A 23,816-nucleotide genomic window follows, 5' to 3' on the forward strand; every position below is an offset into this window, starting at 1 on the left:
TTTTTGTAGTTTTATATCTAATTGGCCGTTGAATTTTATTTAATCCACTTTCCTATTTTTGCCGTCTGAAACGATTCGGACGACCTGATTTCATTACTGTGTTTTGAAACACACGAAAAAGAAAGGCTATCATGGCTCAGAAACTTCCTATCTCAGGCTACGATTATGTTATGCCGAAGCCGGATGCAGAAACGATCCGCAAATCGATTGTTTACAAACTGATTTTTATTTTGGGTGTTGACCCGAAAGATGCCGATGAGCATCAATGGTTGAATGCCGCCATGCTGGCTGCGCGTGACCTGATTGCCGAGGATTTTCTTAAAACCCGCCGTGCCCACATCGAAAACGGCAAGCGTATGGTTTACTATCTTTCTATGGAATTCTTGTTGGGCCGCTCGTTTGTCAATGCCTTGATTAACGAAGGAGTGTACGCGGAATTTGAAGAAGCCTTCAAGCAATTGGGCAAAGAATTTGCCGATGTGTGCGAGCAAGAGCAAGACCCGGGGCTGGGTAACGGCGGCTTAGGCCGCTTGGCCGCATGTTTCTTGGATTCGTTGGCCACTTTGCGTATTCCGGCCATGGGCTATGGCATCCGCTATCAATACGGTATGTTCAAACAAGAAATCGTGGACGGCCAACAGGTTGAAAAACCGGATTTGTGGCTGGATCAGGATTTGGCATGGCAGTTTGCCCGTCCGAACAAACAATATGCGGTCAGCTTCGGCGGCCAAGTGTTGAATATGGGCGACAAAAAAGAATGGCATCCGAGCGAAGAAATTTCGGCTTGGGCTTATGATGAAATCATTCCGGGTTACGGCGGCGATGTGGCCAATCCATTGCGTTTGTGGACTGCGCATGCCGGAAATCTGTTTGATTTGGCCGACTTTAACCGCGGCGACTATGCATCTGCCGTGCGTGCACAAAACAGCGATGAAAATATTTCCCGCGTTTTGTATCCGAATGATTCGACCGAAAGCGGGCGCGAATTGCGTTTGAAACAAGAATATTTCTTGGTTTCCGCTTCGGTGCAAGACATCATTGCGCGCCATAAATGCCGTTTCCCGAATATCCGTACCTTGGCCGATGAAGTGGCGATTCACTTGAACGATACCCATCCGGTATTGGCGATTCCTGAATTGATGCGCATTTTGATCGACGAAGAAGGCTTGTCGTGGACAGAAGCATGGAATATTTCCTGCAAAGTGTTCTCTTACACCAACCACACCTTGATGAGCGAAGCCTTGGAAACTTGGTCGGTCGATTTGATGGGCCGCTTGTTGCCACGCCACTTGGACATCATCTTTGAAATCAATGCTTATTTCCTTAATGCCTTGCGCGCCATTGGTAATTTTGATGATGAATTTGTACGCCGCGTGTCGATTATCGACGAAACTCATGGTCGCAGGGTGCGTATGGGATGGCTGGCCGTTATCGGTTCGCATAAAGTCAACGGCGTGGCCAAAATCCACTCTGATTTGATGGTAAACACCATTTTTGCCGACTTTGCCAAAATCTTCCCGGAGCGTTTCACCAACGTTACCAATGGTGTGACTCCACGCCGCTGGATTAATATTGCTAACCCGGCGTTGACTTCATTCTTGGATAAGCATTTGGGCGAACAAGATTGGCGTTTGCATTTGGATAATTTGGTGAAACTGAACGACAAAGCTGATGATGCGCAAGTGCAGGCCGAATTTGCCGAAGTGAAAAAAACCGCCAAAGTACGCTTGGCCGACTACATCGAAAAAGAGTTGGACATCAAAGTCAATCCTGAAGCCTTGTTTGACATTCAAATCAAACGTATCCACGAATATAAGCGCCAAGCCTTGAACGTGATGCACATTGTTGACCGTTACAACAAAATCTTGGAAAACCCTGATGCCGATTGGCAGCCTCGCGTGTTTATTTTTGCCGGTAAAGCCGCTTCTGCTTACTGTATGGCGAAGAAAATCATTCGTTTGATCAATGATGTGGCCAAAGTCATCAACAACGACAGCCGCATCCGAGATTTGATTAAAGTGGTCTACATTCCGAACTACAGCGTGAGCTTGGCACAAATCATCATTCCGGCCGCCGACTTGCACGAGCAAATTTCATTGGCCGGTACCGAAGCATCAGGCACCAGTAATATGAAATTCGCTCTGAACGGTGCGATTTGTATGGGTACGTTGGATGGCGCCAATGTGGAAATTCTGGACAAAGTCGGTGCGGAACACTGCTACATCTTTGGTAATACTGTCGAACAAGTGGAAGAAATCCGCCGCAATGGTTACGATCCATTGAGCTACATTGAGCAAGACCATGACTTGCGTCGTGTGGTGAATCAAATCAGCCACGGTACGTTCTCGCCGGAAGAGCCGACCCGCTACAACGATGTGTTGCAGCCTAATGGCGACCATTACCAATTAATGGCCGACTTCCGCAGCTATATCGACACGCAAGCCAAAGCAGATGCACATTTCAAAGACAAAGCAGCTTGGAACCGCTCTGCCTTGATTAACATTGCGAACATGGGCTTCTTCTCATCAGACCGTTCGATTGCCGATTATTGTCGCGATATTTGGTATATCGAACCATTGACTGAAGAAGAGTTGCCGCATCGTGCCGAATAAGATGTGATGATGCAAAAGGCCGAGACCTTTGCAAAACTCCCTTTTCCAAACAATAAAGGTTACTTGGGTTATCAAGTAACCTTTATTTCTCCTCCAAACACACAATATTTCCCTAAACTCCCCCGAATCCTGCCGCCCAAGCGCCCGATTTCCCATTTTCAGGCGGCAGGCGCAGCGAGGTTAAATTTGTTTGCCTCTTTGGGCAAATTCGAACACACCGCTTTCAAATAACTTTGCGCATTCACTTTCCGTAAGCCGAAATATGTTGCCCTACGGCAGCGGAACTTGCGGTGCAATGTACCGAACCCCTGTTCCGCCGCATAACGGGTATTTGATAAGTATCGGTTGCGTTGTTTGCCTTCGTCTGTTAAGGGGCGGCCACGGCGGGCTTTACGCATGATGCCGTCTGAAAGTTTTTTTTGTTGTTTAAGCATTGCAGCCTTTGCCGGCATATACGGCGGTGTATTCGGCTGTGCCGTCGAAGTGGCGGCACTCGTGTTCGTTGGCGGGGCTGACAGGCAGTTGGCCGGTATCGGTGTGTTGTTTACAGCTGTTTGAATTTGCCGTCTTTTTTATCCGACGGGCGTCTTTGTCTTTGCCGGGCGGTTTGGATGATGGCGGCATCGATAACGGCGGTGGCTTTTTCTACTTTTAAGCCTTTGCCGGTTAATCGGTTCTGACGGATAAGGCAAAGTTTGGTCTTGCGCCAACCGGTTGCGGCAGCGGCGGTCGGGAATGCAGTGTTTTTTTTGTTGCTCAAGATAGCTATGGATGGATTGGCAATCGATGGCTTGGTTGATTTTGAGCAGCGGAAAGCGGTCGAGGCCGTTGATGGCAATGATGGTTTGGGCGGTTTGTTGGAAAAAGCTGCTTATGGAAAATCCTCTAAATTCGGTTTAGGGGAATTTAGAGGTTTTTTTTGGGGGGCAAAGGTTTCCGCCTTTGTTTCTATTTCTATTGATAGACTTGTTGTAATGCATTACGTCCAGAAATCGCGTGGCGCATCAACCACCGGTTTCACAATGCCGCTGCGTACGGCAAAATCGCCAAAGCCTTCATTGGCTTTACGGCTTTTCGCCCATGCGCCGACCCATTGGTTGATGATCTCTAAAATTTCCGGCTCGGTGATGTTTTCTTTAAACAGACGCGGAACTCGGGTACCTTCGCGGTTGCCGCCGGTGTAAAGGTTATAGCGGCCGACTGCCTTGCCGACCAAACCGATTTCAGCCAACATGGCGCGGCCGCAGCCGTTCGGGCAGCCGGTCACACGCAAAACAATGTGTTCGTGCGATAAATGATGGCGGGCAAGAACCTCATCGATTTTGTCGGAAAAGCTTGGCAGGAAGCGTTCGGCTTCAGCCATCGCCAGCGGGCAAGTCGGTAAGGAGACGCAGGCCATGCTGTTTTCGCGTTGCGGAGTAACGCTGTCGCTGATTAAGCCGTGTTCGCGGGCGATTTTTTCGATGGTGTCTTTTTCAGACGGCTTCACATCGGCCACAATCAGGTTTTGGTTGGCGGTGAGGCGGAAGTCGCCGGTGTGGATTTGGGCGATTTTGCGCATACCGGTTTTAAGCGGACGACCCGGATAGTCGAGCAGACGGCCGTTTTCGATAAACAGGGTCAAGTGCCAGTTGCCTTCTTCGCCTTGCACCCAACCGATGCGGTCGCCGCGCGAAGTGAATTCGTAAGGGCGCAGCGGCTCGAATTTCGTGCCCATGCGGTTTTCTACTTCTTCGATAAAGGTTTGCACACCAACGCGCTCGAGGGTGTAGCGGGTTTTGGCGTTTTTGCGGTCGCTGCGGTTTCCCCAGTCACGCTGCACGGAAACTACAGCTGCGGCGCAATCCAATACTTTATCCAAACCGATAAAGCCGAATTCGCGTGCGGTATTGGGGTAGGTTTTGGTGTTGCCGTGTTCCATCGACAAACCGCCGCCGACTAATACGTTGAAGCCGATCAGTTTTCCGTTTTCTTCGATGGCGACAAAGTTTAAGTCGTTGGCATGCAGGTCAACATCGTTGTGCGGCGGAATTACTACAGTCGTTTTAAATTTGCGCGGCAGGTAGTTTTTACCCAAAACCGGCTCGATGGCATCGCCGCTTTTCACTGAATCGGCTAAGGGTGCGGTGACCAAGTCTTCGGTAGAGTGCAGTTTTTCACCATCCAGCCAGATTTCGGCATAGGCGCGGGTTTTCGGTAGTAAATGCTCGCTGATTTTTTTTGCCCATTCGTAAGCTTCTTTGTGCAAACCGCTTTCGACAGGGTTGCTGGTGCACAAAACGTTACGGTTTACATCGCCTGCGGTGGCGATGGAATCCAAGCCCAATTCGTTGAGCCATTGGTGCATCGGCTTGATATTGTCTTTCAGTACACCGTGGAATTGGAAGGTTTGGCGGTTGGTCAGTCGGATAGAGCCGTAGAGCGTGCTTTCTCCTGCAAATTTATCGATACCCAGCCATTGCTCGGGCTTGATAATGCCGCCCGGTAAACGGCAGCGCAGCATCACGTTTTTCAGCGGCTCGAGTTTTTGATCGGTACGCTCGGCACGGATGTCTCGGTCGTCTTGCTCATACATGCCGTGGAAACGGATGAGTTGGAAATTGTCGCCGTTAAAACCGCCGGTCATGCCGTCTTTTAAATCGTCGGCAATAGTGCCGCGCAAGTGTTGGCTTTGGCCTTTTAAGCGTTCGTTGTCGGCTAAGGGGGCATCGGGCAGTTTGGCACGTGGGTCGGTGGTGGTCATGGTGGTTCCTAGGCTTATTTTGATATGGTCGTTACTTTACCTAGGCCGTCTGAAAATGGGAAAGAATGCTTGGTTGTATGATAAGTGTTTTTGGTTATATTCTTTTATACACAAAGCGACCATGTTCTTTACAGTGTCGTTATATATGTTTACAATGATTCTGCCATATGCAATAGTGCTTTGGCTTTTTTTGGGAGAGTAAAAGTATGATAAAGAAAATGTCTTTAATCGTTGCCGGTTTGTTGATATCGGCTCATGTCTTGGCTACGCCGGGTGTGTATGTACAAGGTGATGTAGGTGTGGCTAAAGTAAAAATCAAAAATGGTGCTTCGGATTCTAAAAGCGGCTTTAGCCCACGCGTAACTGTAGGTTATGATTTCGGTAACAACGTGCGTGTTGGTGTGGATTATACCCACTATAAAAATTATAGCTATGATTTACCGGACGGTAGCGGCAAAGCTAAATTCCAAAGCGTAGGTGTATCGGCGATTTATGATTTTGATATGTACCAGCCCGTTAAACCTTATGTGGGCGCACGTTTAGGTATTAACCGGGTTTCAGATGATTGGACAGAAGAGGGCATCGGTTATAAAGAAACAGCCTCTTACCGCAAAACCCGTACCGGTGCGGGTGTATTGGCCGGTGTGAGCTATGATGTGGCTCAAAATGTTGCCTTAGATGCCGGTTATCGTTATAACTATTGGGGCAAATTCGATGATGTTAAAGTTCACTCTCACGAAGCTTCCGTTGGTGTACGTGTGAAGTTTTAATTGAATTGTGTTTTGCCACAAAAAAGAAAGCATCTGGGATTCAGGTGCTTTCTTTTTTGTATGCAAGGTTTAGGCTGATTTATTGGTCAACGCGGCTTTTACAAAAGCGTTAAACAACGGATGGCCTTGGCGCGGATTAGATGTAAATTCCGGATGGAACTGGCAAGCGAAGAACCAAGGGTGGTTTGGTAATTCGATGGTTTCTACCAAGCGCTCGCGACCCATTGATACACCGCCGATTACCAGGCCGGCTGCTTCTAATGCCGGAACAAAGTTGTTGTTGACTTCGTAGCGGTGGCGGTGGCGTTCACGGATTTTTTCGCTGCCGTAGATTTTAGCGGCCAAGCTGTCCGGTTTGAGTTCGACGTTTTGTGCGCCCAAGCGCATAGTGCCACCTAAATCGGCATTTTCATCGCGCACTTCCACGCTGCCGTCGGCGGTTTGCCATTCGTCAATCAGGGCAACCACAGGCGATGCACATTTTAGGTTAAACTCGGTTGAGTTGGCATCCGGCAAGCCGGCCATATCGCGAGCATACTCAATCAAGGCAATCTGCATACCTAAGCAAATGCCCAAGTAGGGCACATTGTTTTCACGCGCGTAACGCACAGCGGCGATTTTGCCTTCCACACCACGTACGCCGAAGCCGCCCGGTACCAAAATGGCGTCCATTTCTTTCAAGGCTGAAACATCGCCGCCGTTTTTCTCGATTTCTTCGCTGTCAAAGTAAGTAATCTGCACATCGGTTTCGGTGTGGATGCCGGCGTGGCGTAAGGCTTCAATCAGCGATTTGTATGATTCGGTCAAATCGACGTATTTGCCAACCATGCCGATTTTGGCAACGTGTTTCGGGTTTTTAATGGCATGAACAATTTTCTTCCATTCGGTCAAATCTGCTTGCTGCACATTCAATTGCAGCTGCTCGGTGATGATGGTGTCGATGCCTTGGTTGTGCAGCATTTCAGGGCATTCGTAGATGCTGTCCACATCGTAGCTGCCGACAATCGCGCGTTCTTCTACGTTGCAGAACAGGGCGATTTTGCGGCGCTCGTCTTCCGGCATCATGCGGTCCATGCGGCAAATTAAAATATCCGGTTGGATGCCGATGCTCAGCATTTCTTTCACGGTATGCTGGGTCGGTTTGGTTTTGATTTCACCGGCTGCGGCGATGTAAGGCACATAGCTTAAGTGGGCAAATAAGGTATTGTTGCGGCCAAGCTGGCTGCGCATTTGGCGGATGGCTTCGAGAAACGGCAGCGATTCGATGTCGCCAACGGTGCCGCCGATTTCGACGATGGCCACGTCGTAGCCTGCCGCGCCTTCGTGAATGCGGCGTTTGATTTCATCGGTGATGTGCGGAATCACTTGTACGGTGCCGCCCAAGTAATCGCCGCGGCGCTCTTTGGCAATCACGTTTTCATACACTTGGCCAGCGCTGAAGCTGTTGCGGCGGGTGAGGGTGGCGTTGATGAAACGCTCGTAGTGGCCTAAGTCAAGGTCGGTTTCCGCGCCGTCGTCGGTAACGAATACTTCGCCGTGCTGGAACGGGCTCATCGTGCCGGGATCGACGTTGATATACGGGTCGAGTTTGAGCATGGTGACGTTGAGGCCGCGCGATTCGAGAATGGTCGCAATAGAAGCGGCGGCGATGCCTTTTCCTAAGGAAGATACAACGCCGCCGGTGACGAATATAAATTTAGTCATGATGAAATACCCATGTTGGAATACGTGATTTTACCCTGAAGCAGCCGCACTGGCAAACGTGAGCAGGGGAAAACGAAACAGGCCGTCTGAAAAATACACATTCTTTTCAGACGGCCTGATGGATATGGAATCAATCCCATTCGACTACTTGTTTTTCAATACTTCGTCACGCAATTCGCGGCGCAGAATTTTACCGACATTGGATTTCGGCAATTCGTCGCGGAATTCGATGTCCTTCGGTACTTTATAAGCAGTCAGTTCGGTGCGGCAAAAATCGATCAATTCTTCTTTGGTGAGCGAATCGTCTTTTTTAACCACAAATACTTTTAAGGCTTCGCCGGTTTTTTCATTCGGCACACCGATACAGGCGACTTCCAAAACCTTATCGTGATGGGCGACCACTTCTTCGATTTCGTTCGGATAAACGTTAAAGCCGGAAACTACGATTAAGTCTTTTTTACGGTCAACCAGTTTGAACCAGCCTTTTTCGTCCATCACGGCAATATCGCCGGTTTCAATAAAGCCTTTGTTATCCATGGCTTTGGCAGTGTCCTGCGGGCGGTTCCAATAGCCTTTCATCACTTGCGGACCGCGGACCCACATTTCACCCGGCTGGCCTTGCGGCACAAGTTTGCCATCACCATCGCGCAACTCAACCTCGGTAGAAGGAACAGGCAAGCCGATGCCGCCGCTGTAGGCTTCGATATTCAATGGGTTGCAACACACGCCCGGGCTGCATTCGGTCAGGCCGTAGGCTTCGACGATGGGGGTGCCGGTGATTTTTTTCCATTTTTCCGCTACGGCACGTTGCGTGGCCATGCCGCCACCCAAAGTCAGTTTCAGATTAGAAAAATCAATTTCGGTAAATTCAGGGCGGTTTACCAAACCGTTGAACAAAGTATTCACGCCGACAAACACGCTGATGCGTTCTTTTTTCATGTCGCCGATAAAACCTTTCATGTCGCGTGGGTTGGTAATCAAAATGATTTTGGAACCGGCATTCGAGAAAATCATCAGGTTTACGGTGAGTGCGAAAATATGGTAAAGCGGCAGTGCGGCGATGACCACTTCTTCGCCTTGGCGCAACAGGTTTTTAATCCATTCCGAAGCCTGCATCATATTGGCGCAAATATTGCCGTGGCAGAGCATAGCACCTTTGGCCACGCCGGTGGTGCCGCCGGTGTATTGCAGCAGGGCAGTATCGCCGCGGTTTAATTCAACCGGGCGGAATGTTTGCGCCGCACCTTGTTTCAAGGCCGTCTGAAAGGTAATGGTGTTGGCAATGCGGTATTCTGGCACCATTTTTTTTATTTTGCGCAAGACAAAGTTTATCAAACTGCCTTTAATGGCGCCGAACATTTCGCCAACGGATGCGATAATCACGTGTTTGATGTCGGTGCGCGGCAGCACCAATTCCAGCGTATTGGCAAAATTTTCCAACACGATAATGGTGGTCGCGCCGCTGTCTTTCAGTTGGTGTTCGAGTTCGCGCGGGGTGTAGAGCGGGTTGGTGTTTACCACTACTAATCCGGCTTGCAAAATACCGAACAGCGCCACCGGATATTGCAGCAGATTGGGCATCATGATGGCCACGCGCCCGCCGCGTTGCAGCTTTAATACGTTTTGCAGATAGGAGGCAAAATTGGTGGCGAGCTTGGCGGTTTCGTTGTAGCTGAGCGATTTGCCCATGTTTTGAAACGCCGGCTTGTCGCCGAATTTGGCCACGCTTTTTTGGAATACATCAATAATGGATTGGTAACGGGTGATGTCGATTTCATGCGCCACACCCGTTTCATAACTTTGCAGCCAAGGTTTTTCCATGGATAATCAGTCTCTTGTAGTAATAATAAAATGGAAGAAAACCATTGATATGGTTTAGATCAAGCGATTATAGCAGCCTAAGCGGATTGAATACAGAAAGGCCGTCTGAAAAGCTTCAGACGGCCTGAGACCTTTGCAAACTCCCTATCTTTGGCACATTTCTTCGTTATGGCTGCTCGAAAGTTTGCCTATCTTCATGATATGCCTGGGGTTTCTGCGCTGCTCTAACTTTGAACTGTACTCAAATCTAGGGTTTGGAAAGGTCTCGACTTTTATTTGATGATAACCGGTTTATCGGTCGACATAATAATGCCACCGCCTAAGCACACATCACCGTCGTAAATCACGGCGGATTGGCCGGGGGTAACCGCCCATTGCGGCTCGTCGAATACCAATTCGATGGTGTCATCATCGAGATAGCGCAATTCGCAGGCGGCATCGGCCATGCGGTAACGGGTTTTGCAGGAGTAGCGTCCGGGTTGCGGGCGATCGGGCAGGGTAAAGCTCAAATCGTTCATGATCAGGCTGTTGGTGTAAAGCAGCGGATGATCGTGACCTTGCACCACGATTAATTCGTTTTTGCCTAAATCTTTGGCGGCAACAAACCACGGCTCGCCCGCACCACCAATGCCTAAACCTTTGCGTTGGCCTAAGGTATAAAACATCAAGCCGACGTGTTCTCCGACTACTTTTCCTTCAGGGGTGACCATTTTGCCGTTGTTGGCCGGCAGGTATTTTTGCAGAAATTCGCGAAACGGTCGCTCGCCGATAAAGCAAATGCCGGTGCTGTCTTTTTTCGTAGCAGTCGGCAGCTCGAATTCGGTGGCCAAACGGCGCACTTCGGGCTTTTCCAAATCGCCCAATGGGAAAATGGCGCGCTCGAGTTGATGCGGTTTTAAGCGGTAAAGGAAATAGCTTTGGTCTTTGTTTTGGTCGAGACCTTTGAGCAGGTAATGCACGCCGTTCCGCACTTCCTTGCGTGCGTAGTGGCCGGTGGCAATGGCATCCGCGCCTTGTTCGATGGCGTAATCCAAGAAGCATTTGAATTTTATTTCGGCATTGCACAATACATCGGGATTCGGCGTGCGGCCGGCACCGTATTCTTTTAGGAAATAGGCGAACACATTGTCTTTGTATTGTTCGGCAAAATTCACAATATCGATGTCGATACCGACAATATCGGCCACGGCAATGGCATCGAATGAATCCTGCTTGATGCTGCAATATTCGTCGTTGTCGTCGTCTTCCCAGTTTTGCATAAATACGCTGTTGACTTGGTGGCCTTGTTTTTTCAACAAAGCAGCAGTCACGGACGAATCGACACCGCCGGACAGGCCGACGATGATGTTTTGCGGGGTGTGTTGAGTATTCATGCGGGTAGATATGGGGTAGAAACGGAAAATTTAAAGCCGGATTATAGCATATTTAGTAGTGTGGATATGGAAAGGCCGTCTGAAAATCATGGTTTTCGGACGGCCTGTTTCAATCATATATACACTAAAAATTAGTGCTTGTGTTCGCCTTCGCCGTGGTTGTGTTTATGCGCGGCAGGCATAGGGGCGGTTTTCACCGGCACATTAATAGTTTGCGCTTTTTCATTTTTGAATTTCAGCGTTACCGGAATCGTTTCGCCGTCCTTTAAAGCGCGTTTCAAACCTATAAACATAATGTGGTAGCCGCCCGGTTTCAATTCGGTATTGGCTTTGCTTGGCAATAGCACGCCGTCTTTCGCTTCGCGCATGCGCATTACGCCATTGTCGTTGATGTGGGTATGCACTTCAACACGTTCGGCCACTTCGCTGCTGCCGCCGAGTAAGAAATCTTGTTTGGCATTGTCGTTGTGGATGGTCATGAATGCACCGCTCATGTGCATACCTTCTACGGTGGCGCGAGCCCACGCATCTTTCACGCGGATGCCTGCGGCTGATGCGGAAGTTGCCAAACCGGCGATGATTAAGGTTGCCAAAAGTTTTTTCATGTCACATTCCTTGGTAAACGATGGTAATAAAATAATCTTACAGGAAAAGGCCGTCTGAATACTTTGATATGGGTTAAAACACAGGTTAAAACAGGTTAACCCCGTATTCGCGCCACAGCGACATCAGCCATACCAGTGCCAACAGGGTCAAGGCCAAAAGCTGGGCGGCCGAACCGGCATCTTTAGCGCGCTTGGCCAGATCGTGTTTTTCGGTGGACGTATGGTCAACTGCGGCTTCAATGGCGGTATTGAACAATTCGGTAATCAAAGAAATAAGCGAAGCCATAATCAGCAAAATGCGTGTGGCAGGTCCGAAATTCAGCAAAAAGGCGGTAATGATCAATACGGCGTTGAGCAGCACCAATTGGCGGAATGCGCTTTCAAAGCGGTAAGCGGCTTTCAGGCCGTCTTTGGAATAGCCGAACGCATTGATAATGCGCCGAAGACCGGTTTTGCCTTTTTTGGCTGCGGCGTAAGAGTCGTTTTTCATGGTGATATGGATTTGTTGTTTTATAAGGTAAACAAGATAAATAGGCCGTCTGAAAAAGGGAAATGGTTTCAGACGGCCTTGAAAGTTCATTTAAGCTTTCGACCAAGATTCAACCGCATCGGCAAACATCGCTGCCGCATCAAAACCTTTTTGCTTCATGATTTCTTGGAAACCGGTTGGGCTGGTGACGTTGACTTCGGTCAGGTTGCTGCCGATTACGTCCAAACCAGCCAGCAAGATGCCGCGGCGTTTGAGTTCAGGGGCAAGCGTTTCGGCGATTTCGCGGTCTTTTGCTCTCAATTCTTGCGCCACACCGCGACCACCGGCAGCCAAGTTGCCGCGCGTTTCACCATTTTGCGGGATGCGTGCCAAGGCGTAAGGCACGACTTCTCCGCCGATAATCAGAATGCGTTTGTCGCCATCGATGATTTCAGGAATATAGCGTTGCGCCATGATGGTGCGTGAATCCAGCTGCATTAAGGTTTCCAAAATGCTGCCGGTATTGGGGTCTTGGCCGGTTAAGCGGAAAATGCCCATGCCGCCCATGCCGTCGAGCGGTTTGACGATGATGTCGCCGTGTTCTTGCAAGAAAGCACGCACATCTGCAGCGTGGGTGGTGACTAAGGTTGGGGCGGTAAACTGGCTGAAATTCAAAATCGCCAGTTTTTCATTGAAATCGCGCATGGCTTGGCCGCTGTTGAACACTTTCGCTCCTTGTTCGGAAGCCAAGGTCAGAAATTGGGTGGCATACAGGTATTGCATATCAAACGGTGGATCGGTGCGCATAATCACGGCATCGAAATCTTTTAAGGCCGTCTGAACTTTATCGCCGCTTTGAAACCATGCGTGATCGTGTTCGTCTTTCGCACCCAAAAATTCAAACGGTGCCGCTTGTGCTACCACCAAACCTTGTTGCACCGACAATTCGCTGCTCAAAGTATGCGCCAGCTGCCAGCCGCGTTTGGCCATTTCGCGCATCATGGCGTAAGTGGTGTCTTTATAGGTTTTGAAAGTAGCCATCGGGTCGGCGATAAACAGAACGTTCATGGGGGTTCCTTAAGATAAGATAGTGCCATCATACACTTATTGAGGCCGTCTGAAAATTTTCAAGATGGGGTTTATTTTGATATTTTAAGTAAAAGTAATGTTTATTATTATATGGTTGATTTAACCATGAAGAAGGGGGTGACATGACGAAAATGAAGTTTGTAGTTTTGGCTTTCGGACTATTGCCTGCAAGGGTGTGGGCAAACGATTATGCTGATTACAACAATGAAGAATTGCGTAAGCCATGTGAATTTCAAAAACAGAGCCTGCAAAGAAAACAATAATGGCACACCTGCTTGCGAAGCTTTGAAAAACGTGGGAGATAAATAAAGCAGGGTTTATTGTGAAGATAAACTAGGCCGTCTGAAAACCGGTGGATTTTCAGACGGCCTAGTTTATGGTTGCCAATGTAAACCCAATCAGGCAGCGGCTAGTGTAAGCAATTCGGCTGCATGGTGGCGGGTGGTATCGGTGATGATTTCACCGCCCAGCATACGGGCTACTTCTTCCACGCGTTCCTGTTCGTTTAAGACGCGGATTTCGCTGACGGTTTGCTCGCCTTCGCTGTGTTTGCGCACTTGCCAATGGTGTTCGCCGCATGAGGCAACTTGCGGTAGATGGGTCACGGCCAAGACTTGGTGCTTTTTGCCCAAAGCGCGTAAGGCTTTGCCGACCATTTCGGCCACGCCGCCGCCGATGCCGGTATCAACTTCGTCAAAAATCAAGGTGGGTACATGGGTGTATTGGCTGGATACGACTTGAATTGCCAAGCTGATGCGTGCCAATTCGCCGCCTGAGGCAACCTTGTTTAATGGGCGCGATACGCTGCCTTTGTTGGCGGCCACTTGAAATTGCACTTGCTCCAAGCCGTGTGCGGTTGGTGATGACGGCAGCAAAACGATGTCGAAACGTGCGCCTTTCATTGCCAAGTGTTGCATGTGTCCGGTGGTTTCGCTGCTTAATCGGCCGGCGGCTTGATGGCGCATGGACGAAAGTGTGTGGGCGGCTTCTTGGTATTCGGCGAATTGTTGCGCAACTGCTGCTTCCAAGGCTTCCAAATCGGTAGCAGCGTGCAGGGTTTCCAATTGATCGGCGGTTTCTGCTAATTTATCTGGCAAGGCTTCAGGTTCTATGCGGTATTTGCGCGCCATGCTCATGAGTTCGGCCATGCGGTGTTCTTGTACGGCCAATTTATCGGGGTCGATGTCGGTGCGGCCGGCTACGTCTCGCATATTGGCGCTGATTTCGCTCAATTCGGCTTCGATGCTGGCGAGCATATTCAGGCTTTCGGCAAAGCGCGGTTCGATGTTTTGCAGGTTGCCGAGCAGTTTTTGGCATTGGTAGATTTGGCGTTGGATGCCGTTGTCACCATCGATGTTTTCGCCGATTTGTTCGGCCGTTTGCAACAATTCGGCAGAGTGCGCCAAGCTGTCGTGGCTTTGGCTGAGGGTTTCCCATTCGCCGGCTTGCAGGTTGAGCTGGGTCAGTTCGTTAAACTGCCATTCCAAACGTTCGCGCTCGATAGCGATATTTTCGGATTGCTCTTGCGCTTCTTGCAGCGATTTTTTGGCCGCAACCCAGCTTTGGTATTGCTGGCGCACTTTCTCGGCTTGATCCAAAGCGCCGGCAAAGGCATCCAAAAGCTGACGCTGGGCGGATTCTTGATTTAAGGAATGATGGGCATTTTGGCCGTGGATATCGATTAACTGCCCGCCGATGGTTTTGAGCTGCGCCAAGGTGGCGGCTTGGTTGTTGATGTAGCTGCGGCTTTTGCCTTTGGCATCGATAATGCGGCGGATGTTGAGCTCTTCCGCATCGTCTTCCAGTAAGCCTTGTTCGCGCAATTGGGCTTGCAATTGCGGCAGGCCGCCGATATCGAATAAGGCGGAAAGTTGCGCTTCTTTAGCACCGTTGCGCACTTGGCTGTAATCGGCTTTGTCGCCCAAAAGCAGGCCGATCGCGTCGAGCGTGATGGATTTTCCGGCACCGGTTTCACCGGTTAAAACAGTGAATCCGTTTTGGAAATCTAAGTTTAGGTTTTCAACAATCACGAAATCGCGCAAAGAGAGTGCCAGCAACATGATGGTATTCCTTAGTATGATAAAGGCCGTCTGAAAAGAGTGATTTAAACGGTTTTCTTTAGATAGATTTATTTTAGCTAAGATTTTTCGTAATTGGAATAAGATTTTATATATTTTATTATTGGTTTTGTTGGAAATATTTTTAATGTGTTGAATTATATCATTTTATTTGTTGTAAAAAAGGCCGTCTGAAATTCAGACGGCCTTTGATTGGTAACTTAAATCTAGATTAAGTCATGAAAGCGTTGAATACCAATACCAGCGCCAAACATGCACCTGAACCGATAAAGGAAATCATGGTTTTCGCCATAAATTGGTCTTTCACTTCTTTCAAGCCGTACAGACCGTTAAATACCCAGAAACCACTGTCGTTAAAGTAGCTGAACGATACAGCGCCGGCACAAGTCGACATGGCAACCAAAGTCGGATTCAAGCCTAATTGTGCTACCAAAGGTGCGGTCAGGGTTGCGGCGGTAATCAGTGCCACAGTCGCGCTACCCAAAGAGATACGCATCAGAGCGGCAATCACGAATGGAATCAAAATCCCCGGTATACCGATGTTTAATACTGCTTCACCCAAGGCATTACCGATACCGGCATCACGTACGACATAGCCCAAAGCCCCGCCCGCACCGGTAATAAACAGAATCATACCGGTAGATTTCACGCCGTCTTCAATCGCTTTGTTGATTTCTTGTTTGCTCAAGCCGCGACCCAAGCCATACAGGGCAATCAGCAAACCGATAATCAAAGCCATAATCGGATGGCCGACGATTTTGAAGAAAGAGGCAAAGGCGTTTTCCATTTTCAGGAAGCTGGCAGTGGTGTTACCCAAAATCAGAATCAATGGAATGACAATCGGGGCAAACGACAGACCGGTACCCGGCAGGTTTTTATCTTTGTAGATTTGCTCCATGTTTTCGATTGAACGGATGTATTCTTCTTTAAATTCTTTGCGGTCGAATTCACCTTCATCGTTCGGAATCATGTAGATTTTTTGACCGAGCCATTTACAGTGTGATAAAGAATTTTAAGCTGCTTGCAAAGGTGTTCGGACGGCCTAATTTATCTCTATGCTATAGAGATTACGTATTTTATAGTTTGGATTTTTCCATAAGGCCGTCTGAAAAAATATCAGACGGTTTTGATTTATGTTTAAGTGGTATAAAAAAATGTTTGGATGGTTTATAGTGACTCCGCTTTAAAATATAGTCAATCTCATGAATTTAAATAACACTCCTAAACAACTCATCCACAGACACCACCCCAAGTTTTCTCCGTCTCGCCTTTAACCAAGCCCATTTCTTTTCGATGGGATTCAGGTCGGGGCTGTAAGGCGGCATCCATAGGACGGTATGCCCCTTTTCCTTCAGCAAGGCTTCTGCCTTACCCTTATGAAACGCCGCATTGTCCATCACCACCACACTCTCGGGCGGCAGTTGCGGGATCAGTAACCGTTCTATCCAAGTGTCGAATATCCTGCTGTTGATGGAACAGTCAAACAAACCGACCGCAAACAGTTGATGATCATACAGCGCACCGATGGCATTAGTCTGATTACGTCCCTGCCAGTCATGGGTATCAATACACCGTTTGCCTTTTGGGGCATAACCGTAAGGACGGTGGACGGAAGCTCTGAATCCGCTTTCGTCCAACCAAACAATCGGACGTTCTTTCAGTTGGAAACGGTGTCTGAGTCTGATAAAGCGTTTTCTGAGCTGAACATCTGCTTTGGGGTGTTTATTGGTCTTTTTTTCGGCTGATTCCGTATCTTTTCAATGCCTGGTGAATGCCGTTGGTCGAACAGTTGAGCCGTTGTGCCCGTTCGTAGCAATAGGCATCGGGGTATTGTTCGACGTCTCTAAGCAGTGCTTCTTTGGTAATTTTGAGGGGTTTTCTGTCTTTGGGATAGCCTTTGGGAATGGGATTCTTTTTCCATTTGAACACGGTATCGCTGCCGATGCCGAGCTCTTTGGCTACTTGACGGATGGAGAGGCCTTGGGCGAGTTTGGCTAAGGCGAGCTGGCGGAAGTCTGTTGAATAGGTCATGGGGGAGATTGTAATTTATATTTGGGGGATTGACTATATACTGTTTTCGGCTCACCGCCTTGTCCTATTTTAAAGTGAATCCACTATAGTTTTTAAGTGTGCGGATCTTCTTTCGAAGGTAAGTAAACTTAGAGCAAAATTTGTTTGGTAAAAAGAATGAGATAAATAAGAATTTCAGAGAAACATAAAAAGCCGTTCTGAAATATTTTCAGACGGCTTGGATTTATGATTAAAACGTAAACTTATTTACTCAGCAAATACAGCCTGCCGATATTTTGCGCAGTCGAAACCAAATTTTCACGCCCCTGTTTTAAGATTTCTTCCAATGGACCCGAGTGGCGGATAATCGGGAATACGGCATCAATACCTGCTTGATAAACAACTTCATAATCTTCACGCAAACAGCCTACAATCGCAATGACGGTTTTATTGAAGTTTTTAGCAGTTTTGGCGACGCCTACCGGTGTTTTGCCTCGAATGCTTTGGGCATCCATGCGCCCTTCGCCGGTAATAACCAAATCGGCATCTTTCACTTTTTCAGCCAACTGAGCCGCTTCGATGACGATTTCGACGCCTGCTTTCAGTTTCACTTGCGGTAATACGAGCAGACCGCCGCCCATGCCGCCGGCTGCGCCTGCACCTGCATGATCACGGATAGAGATGCCGGTATCGCGCTCTACAATCTCAGCAAAGTGGGAAAGTGCTTTATCCAGTTGCCGCACCATATCGGGGCCGGCACCTTTTTGCGGACCGAATACAGCAGAAGCACCGTTTGTGCCGCATAACGGGTTATCCACATCACACGCTACTTCAAAAGACACGTTTTTTAAACGATTGTCTAATCCGCTTAAATCGATTTTGTCCAGTCGCTCAAGGCTGCCGCCGCCATGGCCGATTTCTTTGCCTTCTGCATCTGTTAATTTTGCACCCAAAGCTTGCAACATACCGGCACCTGCATCGTTGGTGGCACTGCCGCCAATGCCGAGTATCACTTTTTGCACGCCTTTATCCAATGCTGCACGGATGAGTTCGCCTGTTCCGTAACTGGTCGTGAGCAGAGGGTTACGTTTTTCAGATGGCACTAAATGCAAACCGGAAGCCGCCGCCATTTCGATAATGGCTGTTTCTCCGTCACCGGAAATGCCGAACGCAGCAGTGATTTTGTTACCTAAGGGGGCGGTGACTTCTGTTTCAATCAAGCGCCCTTCCGTAGCATCCGCCAGTGATTGCACCGTACCTTCACCGCCATCGGCCATTGGCACTTTCATATATTCGGCATCCGGCAGAACTTTTTTCAATCCGGCTTCGATGGCTTCGGCTACTTCTAATGCGGTCAGGCTTTCTTTGAAGGAGTCGGGGGCGATAACGATTTTCATGAGGTAGTCCTTTTTAGGTTGTGTCAGGCAGTGCAGGCGGCCTGATTCCGTCTGAAAGAATAAAGATAATTGCGTGTTACTTAAAAATATTTTCCAGATTCAGACGGCTTGCTTAATGGCAAGGCCGTCTGAATCTGTTGGTTAAAATTTAAATACGCCAAATATCAGGGTAGAGATGATAGTCATCAATAAACCGATAGCACTTTCATAAGGAATCAGCTTGAGACGTTCTTTAATATCCATGTAAACGCTGCCGCCTGTTGCGTGGAAGAATGAACCGTGAGGCATATGGTCAAGTACCGTGGCACCGGCATGAATCATGGCTGCTCCGGCAATACCGGCGATACCCAGTTCGATTAAGGTGCTGTCGAATACATTGGAAGCTACAACCGTACCTGCTGTCGTGGAAGCGGTTGCCAGCGACATCAACATACCGGACATCGGGGCAAGGATATAGGAAGGTAAACCCGAAGCAGTCAAACCATTGATTAACATATCTTTTAAACCCGAATTGGCAATAATGCCGGACAACGCACCTGTGCCCAACAGCATGATGGCTACAGGTGCCATCTTGCCTAAACCGCTGACTGCATATTGATTACCGTTACGAATCTTACCCATCAGTAAGGCACCCACCAAGCCGCCGACAGGCAAGGCAATCATTGGGTCGATGGCAATATCGGCGATAGGCCGTAAAGCCAACAATAAAATAGCAACAAGAGGGGCGGAAATAGCGGCAGCAAAGCTTGGAAGTTGTGACGCATTCCCGGTAACTAATTCTTCTGCTTTCACGCGGGAACCTTTATTGATAAGGCGCTTGGCAAGGAAATAGGTGAATACCAAACCGAAAATAGCCGGAATGATGCCTGCAGCCATTACGGAAGTCAGTGTTAAATCAAAGGCATCTGCAGCAGCAATGGCGTTGGGATTCGGCGAGATAATATTACCGGCTTTACCACCGCCGATCATCGCCAACAACACAGCGGATTTCGACAAATCCACACGTTTGGCTAAGGCCAATGCAATCGGTGATACGGTAATGACGGCAACATCAACAAATACACCTACTGCGGTTAAAATCATAGTGGCCATGGCTAAGGCCAGAAGTGCGCGGTTTTCACCGAGTTTTTTGACAATCGTTTCGGCAATCGAAGTTGCAGCACCGGATTCAATCAATACACCGGCCAATACACCGGCAGCCAAAATACGTATGACAGCCGTAGTAATACCTTGCGCGCCTTCAATCATAAGCTTAACGGTGGCCGCCAAATCAGCGCCACCGATTAAGCCGCCAATCAATGCGCCGGCAATCATGCCGTAAGCAGGCGGTACTTTTTTGAGAATGAGAAAAATGGCGGCACACAATGCCACCAACGCACCAAGCGCGGATACAGCGGGCATATTGAAAATCCTTATTTTTTAACGCGTAACGTTATTATGGATGGAAACTGCTTGATAAGTCTTTGTGCAACTGTCTGAAAAATGTGCTTTATAATCCATTTTTTTTATACAAATATCCAGTTCTGCCTAATGTCAGCTGTGGCACAATCGTTATGCCTATCCTATATCTCATCTTTTCTTTATAGAAAGAAATATTATGTCTGTTTATCCACTCAACACCGAACTTGCCCAAAAAATTGTCGAGCGGACGATGGATATCATCGGTTGCAACGTCAATATTATGGATATCAAAGGCAGAATCATTGCCAGCGGTGATGAAAAACGCATAGGCGGCATACACGATGGTGCATTATTGGCACTCTCTCAGGGACGTATCGTCGATATTGATGAACAGATTACCAAAAATCTGCATGGCGTTCGTCCCGGCATTAATTTGCCGTTGCGCTTGGATGGGGAAACTGTCGGTGTTATCGGACTGACCGGCGATCCGGAAAATTTGCGCGAATTCGGCCGCTTGGTATGTATGACCGCTGAAATGATGCTGGAGCAGGCCCGGTTATTTGAGATGCTGGCGCAGGATGCACGTTTGAAAGAAGAGTTGATTCTCAACCTGATTTCAACGGAAAAAATCAGCCCGTCGATGAACGAATGGGCGAAGCGATTAGGCGTGGACTTATCCACTCCGCGTGTGGTGTGTATTATTGAAGTCGATACCGGCCATCTGAATATCGAAGCCATCAGCAACGAATTGCACAATCTGCAAAATCTGCTGCATTATCCGGAGCGGGATAATTTAGTAGCGATTTTGTCGCTCACTCAAATCGTGATTCTTAAGCCGGCTTTGGATTCTCTTGGGCGTTGGAATGTCCGCAATCACATGGAGCGGGTAAAATTGCTGGTGTCGCGCATGAGTGAGCAAACTTCATTGAATGTACGCATTGCCTTGGGCAATTATTTTCCCGATTGCGAGGCCGAAGCCAATAGTATTGCTTTGTCTTATCAAACTGCTGGTGCAACTTTACAAGTAGGTAAAAACCGTTTTCCCGAGCAACGCATTTACAATTATCAAGAATTGGTTTTACCGGTATTGCTCAACCAGCTTAAAGACGGCTGGCAACGGCGCGAATTAGAGCGAACGCTCAATAAACTCAAGCAGGCGGATAAAAATGGCTTGTTGACTAAAACATTGCTGGCTTGGTTTAATCACAATATGCATTCGGCGGAGACGGCTAAAGCGCTGTTTATCCACCGCAATACTTTGGAATATCGCTTACACAAAATTGCTGAATTGACCCGCTTGAATCTTGATCGCACCGATGACCGTTTTTTGCTGTATATCGCGGTGCATATGGTGTAATTCATCTTGACTAGACAAAGGCCGTCTGAAAAACATTTCTGCTTTTCAGACGGCCTTTTATCGTTAAACCAGCTGTTCGCCCCAGTGCAATTTTTGGCGCAGGGTTTTGAAATATTGGTAATCGGCAGTGTGCAGCACGCGCAGCGGGTTGTGATAGCGGCGGATAATCAGGCGGTCGAGGTTTTGGATATCGTGGAACGATTGTCCGTCGAAATGCACGCGGGCGTCGCCGCTTTTGGTGACCAATATTTCGATTTCGCTGGTGTCGGCCACGGCGATTGGGCGGTTGGTCATGGACTGCGGGCAAATCGGCACCAAGGTAAAGGCGCGCAAACTGGCCTGCAAAATCGGGCCGCCGGCAGCCAAGGCATAGGCGGTTGAGCCGGTGGGGGTGGAAACAATCAGGCCGTCTGAACGTTGGGTGTACACAAATTCTTGATTGATAAATACTTCGAACTCAATCATTTGGCCTGCAGCGCCGCGAGAAAGTACGGCATCGTTTAAGGCCAGCGAGCGATGAAGAATTTCACCGTCACGGATTAAATCCACTTCCAATAAAATGCGCTCTTCCGGCAGGTATTTGCCTTCTAGCACCGGCAGCAGATCTTCAACCATTTGTTCGCGCGGAATTTGGGTCAGAAAACCGAGATGGCCTTGGTTGATACCGATCATCGGGATGCCGCGCCCGGCCACTTCGCGGGCGGCCGAAAGAAATGTGCCGTCGCCGCCCAATACAATCACCAAGTCGCAATATTTGCCCAAATCGGCTTTGCAGCAGGTAGTGCAGAGCGGAATATCGTCGGCAAGGATGCTGTGTTCAACGATGGTTTCTTCATCTACATAAATGGCAAACTCGGATTGGCAGAGAAATTCCACCAAAGTATGCACGGTGGTTTGGATTTCGGGTGTGTTCGGGCGGGTAACAATGCCGATGTTTTTGAATGGACTGTTCATGGCGGTGGGATAAAGGTGAGAGGCCGTCTGAAATCAGAGCCAGATATCGCGCTCGAGTCGGTCAAGACGGGCGTGTAGGCGGGCAACGTCGTCGCGCAGTTGGTCGACTTCTTCCATCCATGCGGCCAGTGTAGTTTGGTCGATGACCGGCGATTCCGGCTCGCGTGAAAACTCACTGATTTGCTCGGCGATGCTTTTGCCGATTTGTTTGACCGTATGGCCGATAACGACGGCGCGGGCGGCAATGCTGCCGGCTGCGGCATCGCCGAAAATACGGCTTAAATCATCGTTGGCATAATAGCGCAGGCCGCCGAAAATCGGCAAAAGCGACATCCCCAAAATCAAATCGCCGTCGATGGCAATGTCGCCGACACCGGGCTGCTCGCCTTGCAGAATTTTTTGAATGGCGCTGTTGTGAAAAGTGATTTCGGTATCGGGTCCGTCGGCGGCGGCTTCTAAAAAGCCTTTTTCGCTGATGCGGCCGTGAATACGGAAACCGGCAATCCGAACGCTCAGGGTTTTACCTGCAAATCCGGCCAAATCATATTGCTGCTCGGGATTCTGCTGAATCAGGTGGTTGATGACTGGAAGGAGGGCGGACATGGTTTTCTCTGAGGCCGTCTGAAAATAAAACAAACCTTGATTTTACAGACTTAAGCCGTGCACGCAAACGGTATTTACAATTTTCCCGCTGCTTTGGTCGTCGGGATTGAAATCGGGTGCGGGCAAACCGAGCTTGGCGGCTTCGGCGGCGTAGAATTCGGCGCGTGTCGGGTGGTTCGGTTCGACCACGTTTTTAATGCGCTTGCCGTCGGGATTCAAGGCCGTCCGGAACAGGGCGGCTACCGCCAAATCCTGATGCACTACATTTACCGGATGCTTACCGCCGCTGATGTTGTGTTTCAAGACCAAACGCGTTACCGGATGGCGTTCGGCGGAATAAAGGCCGCCCAAGCGCAAAATATCGACATTCGGGATGCGGCTGTTGAGCAACAGGGCTTCTACGGCGGCAATCTGCTTGGCCTTTTCGGTTTGTGGTTGCAGCGGGTCGGTTTCGTCGTACTCGCGTGCTTCGTCGCCGTAAACGCTGGTGCTGCTGGTGAAAATAATGTGTTGCACATTAAGCGATTCGGCCGATTGCAACCATTGTTGCAGCGTGGCCGTGTAATCGTTGAGCGAAGAGGGCGGCAACAAGCAGAACCATGTCGGTTTGTCAGCACAATGTTGCAAGGCCGTCTGAAAACCATCCGGCTGGTTTAAATTGACGGCATCAAGCTGAATCGGCAGGTTAATGTCGTCGGAAGTCAGGCGGCGTTTGACGGCGGCTACTTCATAGCCGTTTTCATAGAGTTTTTGCGCCAAGGCACGGCCAAGGTAGCCGAGGCCGAAAATGGCGTAAGCAGGAAGCGTTTCTTTCATGTTCAGACGGCCTT

Annotated in this window: 20 protein-coding genes and 1 pseudogene; 4 read left to right on the plus strand and 17 right to left on the minus strand. The window is 49.0% G+C overall.

The window, feature by feature from the left end:
• The first annotated feature begins 131 nt into the window (after nt 1-131).
• Nucleotides 132-2,612: a glycogen/starch/alpha-glucan phosphorylase gene (locus tag H4O27_RS04345; RefSeq protein WP_245242680.1), complete on the plus strand. Its 2,481-nt coding sequence runs from the start codon at nt 132-134 to the stop codon at nt 2,610-2,612.
• Nucleotides 2,613-2,770: 158 nt separating this feature from the next.
• On the opposite strand, the pseudogene H4O27_RS04350 reads toward H4O27_RS04345, so the two are convergent.
• Together H4O27_RS04350 and cysI are read right to left on the minus strand one after the other, a co-directional pair.
• Nucleotides 2,771-3,487, minus strand: a pseudogene (locus tag H4O27_RS04350) (transposase).
• A 104-nt stretch (nt 3,488-3,591) separates the two neighbouring features.
• Nucleotides 3,592-5,355: an assimilatory sulfite reductase (NADPH) hemoprotein subunit gene (gene cysI / locus H4O27_RS04355; protein WP_165008982.1), complete on the minus strand. Its 1,764-nt coding sequence runs from the start codon at nt 5,353-5,355 to the stop codon at nt 3,592-3,594.
• Between the two features lie 209 nt (nt 5,356-5,564).
• On the opposite strand from cysI, the gene H4O27_RS04360 reads away from it, so the two are divergent.
• Nucleotides 5,565-6,125 (plus strand): opacity family porin, encoded by a 561-nt coding sequence (locus tag H4O27_RS04360; RefSeq protein WP_371865578.1) that lies wholly within the window; start codon nt 5,565-5,567, stop codon nt 6,123-6,125.
• Nucleotides 6,126-6,194: 69 nt separating this feature from the next.
• Here H4O27_RS04360 and pyrG read toward each other — a convergent pair whose 3' ends face one another.
• The 6 genes from pyrG to gshB all read right to left on the minus strand — a co-directional run bounded on the left by pyrG (nt 6,195) and on the right by gshB (nt 13,165).
• Nucleotides 6,195-7,829, minus strand: coding sequence for a CTP synthase (pyrG, locus tag H4O27_RS04365; RefSeq protein WP_165008978.1), 1,635 nt, complete (start codon nt 7,827-7,829; stop codon nt 6,195-6,197).
• A 144-nt stretch (nt 7,830-7,973) separates the two neighbouring features.
• A complete protein-coding gene (locus H4O27_RS04370) occupies nt 7,974-9,650 on the minus strand; it encodes an AMP-binding protein (protein WP_165008976.1) in 1,677 nt (558 codons plus the stop codon).
• Between the two features lie 272 nt (nt 9,651-9,922).
• Nucleotides 9,923-11,023: a tRNA 2-thiouridine(34) synthase MnmA gene (gene mnmA, locus H4O27_RS04375; protein ID WP_165008973.1), complete on the minus strand. Its 1,101-nt coding sequence runs from the start codon at nt 11,021-11,023 to the stop codon at nt 9,923-9,925.
• Between the two features lie 131 nt (nt 11,024-11,154).
• Nucleotides 11,155-11,628, minus strand: a complete 474-nt coding sequence (locus H4O27_RS04380) for a copper chaperone PCu(A)C (RefSeq protein ID WP_165008971.1) — start codon at nt 11,626-11,628, stop codon at nt 11,155-11,157.
• 85 nt (nt 11,629-11,713) lie between these two features.
• Nucleotides 11,714-12,118: a diacylglycerol kinase gene (locus H4O27_RS04385; protein ID WP_165008969.1), complete on the minus strand. Its 405-nt coding sequence runs from the start codon at nt 12,116-12,118 to the stop codon at nt 11,714-11,716.
• Between the two features lie 90 nt (nt 12,119-12,208).
• A complete protein-coding gene (gshB, locus tag H4O27_RS04390; protein ID WP_165008967.1) occupies nt 12,209-13,165 on the minus strand; it encodes a glutathione synthase in 957 nt (318 codons plus the stop codon).
• Between the two features lie 143 nt (nt 13,166-13,308).
• Between gshB and H4O27_RS04395 the strand changes: the two genes are divergently transcribed.
• Nucleotides 13,309-13,449, plus strand: a complete 141-nt coding sequence (locus H4O27_RS04395; protein ID WP_165008965.1) for a hypothetical protein — start codon at nt 13,309-13,311, stop codon at nt 13,447-13,449.
• Between the two features lie 135 nt (nt 13,450-13,584).
• On the opposite strand, the gene recN is transcribed toward H4O27_RS04395, so the two are convergent.
• The 6 genes from recN to H4O27_RS04425 all read right to left on the minus strand — a co-directional run bounded on the left by recN (nt 13,585) and on the right by H4O27_RS04425 (nt 20,072).
• A complete protein-coding gene (recN, locus tag H4O27_RS04400) occupies nt 13,585-15,246 on the minus strand; it encodes a DNA repair protein RecN (RefSeq protein ID WP_165008963.1) in 1,662 nt (553 codons plus the stop codon).
• A gap of 229 nt (nt 15,247-15,475) precedes the next feature.
• Nucleotides 15,476-16,234, minus strand: coding sequence for a GntP family permease (locus H4O27_RS04405; RefSeq protein ID WP_206224752.1), 759 nt, complete (start codon nt 16,232-16,234; stop codon nt 15,476-15,478).
• Nucleotides 16,235-16,472: 238 nt separating this feature from the next.
• The gene (locus H4O27_RS04410) at nt 16,473-16,949 is read right to left on the minus strand and encodes an IS630 family transposase (RefSeq protein ID WP_226883499.1); all 477 of its coding nucleotides are present in this window, start codon (nt 16,947-16,949) and stop codon (nt 16,473-16,475) included.
• Nucleotides 16,950-16,986: 37 nt separating this feature from the next.
• On the minus strand, nt 16,987-17,295 hold the full coding sequence (locus H4O27_RS04415; protein WP_165010422.1) for an IS630 transposase-related protein: 309 nt from the start codon (nt 17,293-17,295) through the stop codon (nt 16,987-16,989).
• 242 nt (nt 17,296-17,537) lie between these two features.
• On the minus strand, nt 17,538-18,671 hold the full coding sequence (locus tag H4O27_RS04420; protein WP_165010910.1) for a glycerate kinase: 1,134 nt from the start codon (nt 18,669-18,671) through the stop codon (nt 17,538-17,540).
• A 141-nt stretch (nt 18,672-18,812) separates the two neighbouring features.
• Nucleotides 18,813-20,072, minus strand: coding sequence for a GntP family permease (locus H4O27_RS04425; protein WP_165010908.1), 1,260 nt, complete (start codon nt 20,070-20,072; stop codon nt 18,813-18,815).
• Between the two features lie 196 nt (nt 20,073-20,268).
• Here H4O27_RS04425 and H4O27_RS04430 point away from each other — a divergent pair, with 196 nt between their 5' ends.
• Nucleotides 20,269-21,429, plus strand: a complete 1,161-nt coding sequence (locus H4O27_RS04430) for a CdaR family transcriptional regulator (RefSeq protein ID WP_165010906.1) — start codon at nt 20,269-20,271, stop codon at nt 21,427-21,429.
• 63 nt (nt 21,430-21,492) lie between these two features.
• Here H4O27_RS04430 and H4O27_RS04435 read toward each other — a convergent pair whose 3' ends face one another.
• From H4O27_RS04435 to H4O27_RS04445, 3 genes are read right to left on the minus strand one after another with little or no spacing between them, the layout of a single operon-like run.
• Nucleotides 21,493-22,383 carry an NAD(+) kinase gene (locus H4O27_RS04435; protein WP_165010904.1) on the minus strand — a complete coding sequence of 297 codons (891 nt, stop codon included), beginning with the start codon at nt 22,381-22,383 and terminating at the stop codon, nt 21,493-21,495.
• Nucleotides 22,384-22,416: 33 nt separating this feature from the next.
• Nucleotides 22,417-22,986 carry a ubiquinone biosynthesis accessory factor UbiJ gene (locus H4O27_RS04440; protein WP_165010902.1) on the minus strand — a complete coding sequence of 190 codons (570 nt, stop codon included), beginning with the start codon at nt 22,984-22,986 and terminating at the stop codon, nt 22,417-22,419.
• 42 nt (nt 22,987-23,028) lie between these two features.
• Nucleotides 23,029-23,802 carry an SDR family oxidoreductase gene (locus H4O27_RS04445; protein WP_165010900.1) on the minus strand — a complete coding sequence of 258 codons (774 nt, stop codon included), beginning with the start codon at nt 23,800-23,802 and terminating at the stop codon, nt 23,029-23,031.
• Nucleotides 23,803-23,816 lie beyond the last annotated feature (14 nt).

The sequence above is a fragment of the Neisseria yangbaofengii genome, from assembly GCF_014898075.1.
Taxonomy (GTDB): domain Bacteria; phylum Pseudomonadota; class Gammaproteobacteria; order Burkholderiales; family Neisseriaceae; genus Neisseria; species Neisseria yangbaofengii.

Coding starts and splice junctions, on each gene's coding strand:
- H4O27_RS04425 (WP_165010908.1), bottom strand. CDS start 20,072: ATGCCCGCTGTATCCGCGCTTGGTGCGTTGGTGGCATTGTGTGCCGCC.
- H4O27_RS04380 (WP_165008971.1), bottom strand. CDS start 11,628: ATGAAAAAACTTTTGGCAACCTTAATCATCGCCGGTTTGGCAACTTCC.
- H4O27_RS04370 (WP_165008976.1), bottom strand. CDS start 9,650: ATGGAAAAACCTTGGCTGCAAAGTTATGAAACGGGTGTGGCGCATGAA.
- H4O27_RS04430 (WP_165010906.1), top strand. CDS start 20,269: ATGTCTGTTTATCCACTCAACACCGAACTTGCCCAAAAAATTGTCGAG.
- H4O27_RS04445 (WP_165010900.1), bottom strand. CDS start 23,802: ATGAAAGAAACGCTTCCTGCTTACGCCATTTTCGGCCTCGGCTACCTT.
- H4O27_RS04420 (WP_165010910.1), bottom strand. CDS start 18,671: ATGAAAATCGTTATCGCCCCCGACTCCTTCAAAGAAAGCCTGACCGCA.
- H4O27_RS04415 (WP_165010422.1), bottom strand. CDS start 17,295: ATGACCTATTCAACAGACTTCCGCCAGCTCGCCTTAGCCAAACTCGCC.
- cysI (WP_165008982.1), bottom strand. CDS start 5,355: ATGACCACCACCGACCCACGTGCCAAACTGCCCGATGCCCCCTTAGCC.
- H4O27_RS04440 (WP_165010902.1), bottom strand. CDS start 22,986: ATGTCCGCCCTCCTTCCAGTCATCAACCACCTGATTCAGCAGAATCCC.
- H4O27_RS04435 (WP_165010904.1), bottom strand. CDS start 22,383: ATGAACAGTCCATTCAAAAACATCGGCATTGTTACCCGCCCGAACACA.
- H4O27_RS04385 (WP_165008969.1), bottom strand. CDS start 12,118: ATGAAAAACGACTCTTACGCCGCAGCCAAAAAAGGCAAAACCGGTCTT.
- pyrG (WP_165008978.1), bottom strand. CDS start 7,829: ATGACTAAATTTATATTCGTCACCGGCGGCGTTGTATCTTCCTTAGGA.
- mnmA (WP_165008973.1), bottom strand. CDS start 11,023: ATGAATACTCAACACACCCCGCAAAACATCATCGTCGGCCTGTCCGGC.
- recN (WP_165008963.1), bottom strand. CDS start 15,246: ATGTTGCTGGCACTCTCTTTGCGCGATTTCGTGATTGTTGAAAACCTA.
- gshB (WP_165008967.1), bottom strand. CDS start 13,165: ATGAACGTTCTGTTTATCGCCGACCCGATGGCTACTTTCAAAACCTAT.
- H4O27_RS04395 (WP_165008965.1), top strand. CDS start 13,309: ATGACGAAAATGAAGTTTGTAGTTTTGGCTTTCGGACTATTGCCTGCA.
- H4O27_RS04345 (WP_245242680.1), top strand. CDS start 132: ATGGCTCAGAAACTTCCTATCTCAGGCTACGATTATGTTATGCCGAAG.
- H4O27_RS04405 (WP_206224752.1), bottom strand. CDS start 16,234: ATGATTCCGAACGATGAAGGTGAATTCGACCGCAAAGAATTTAAAGAA.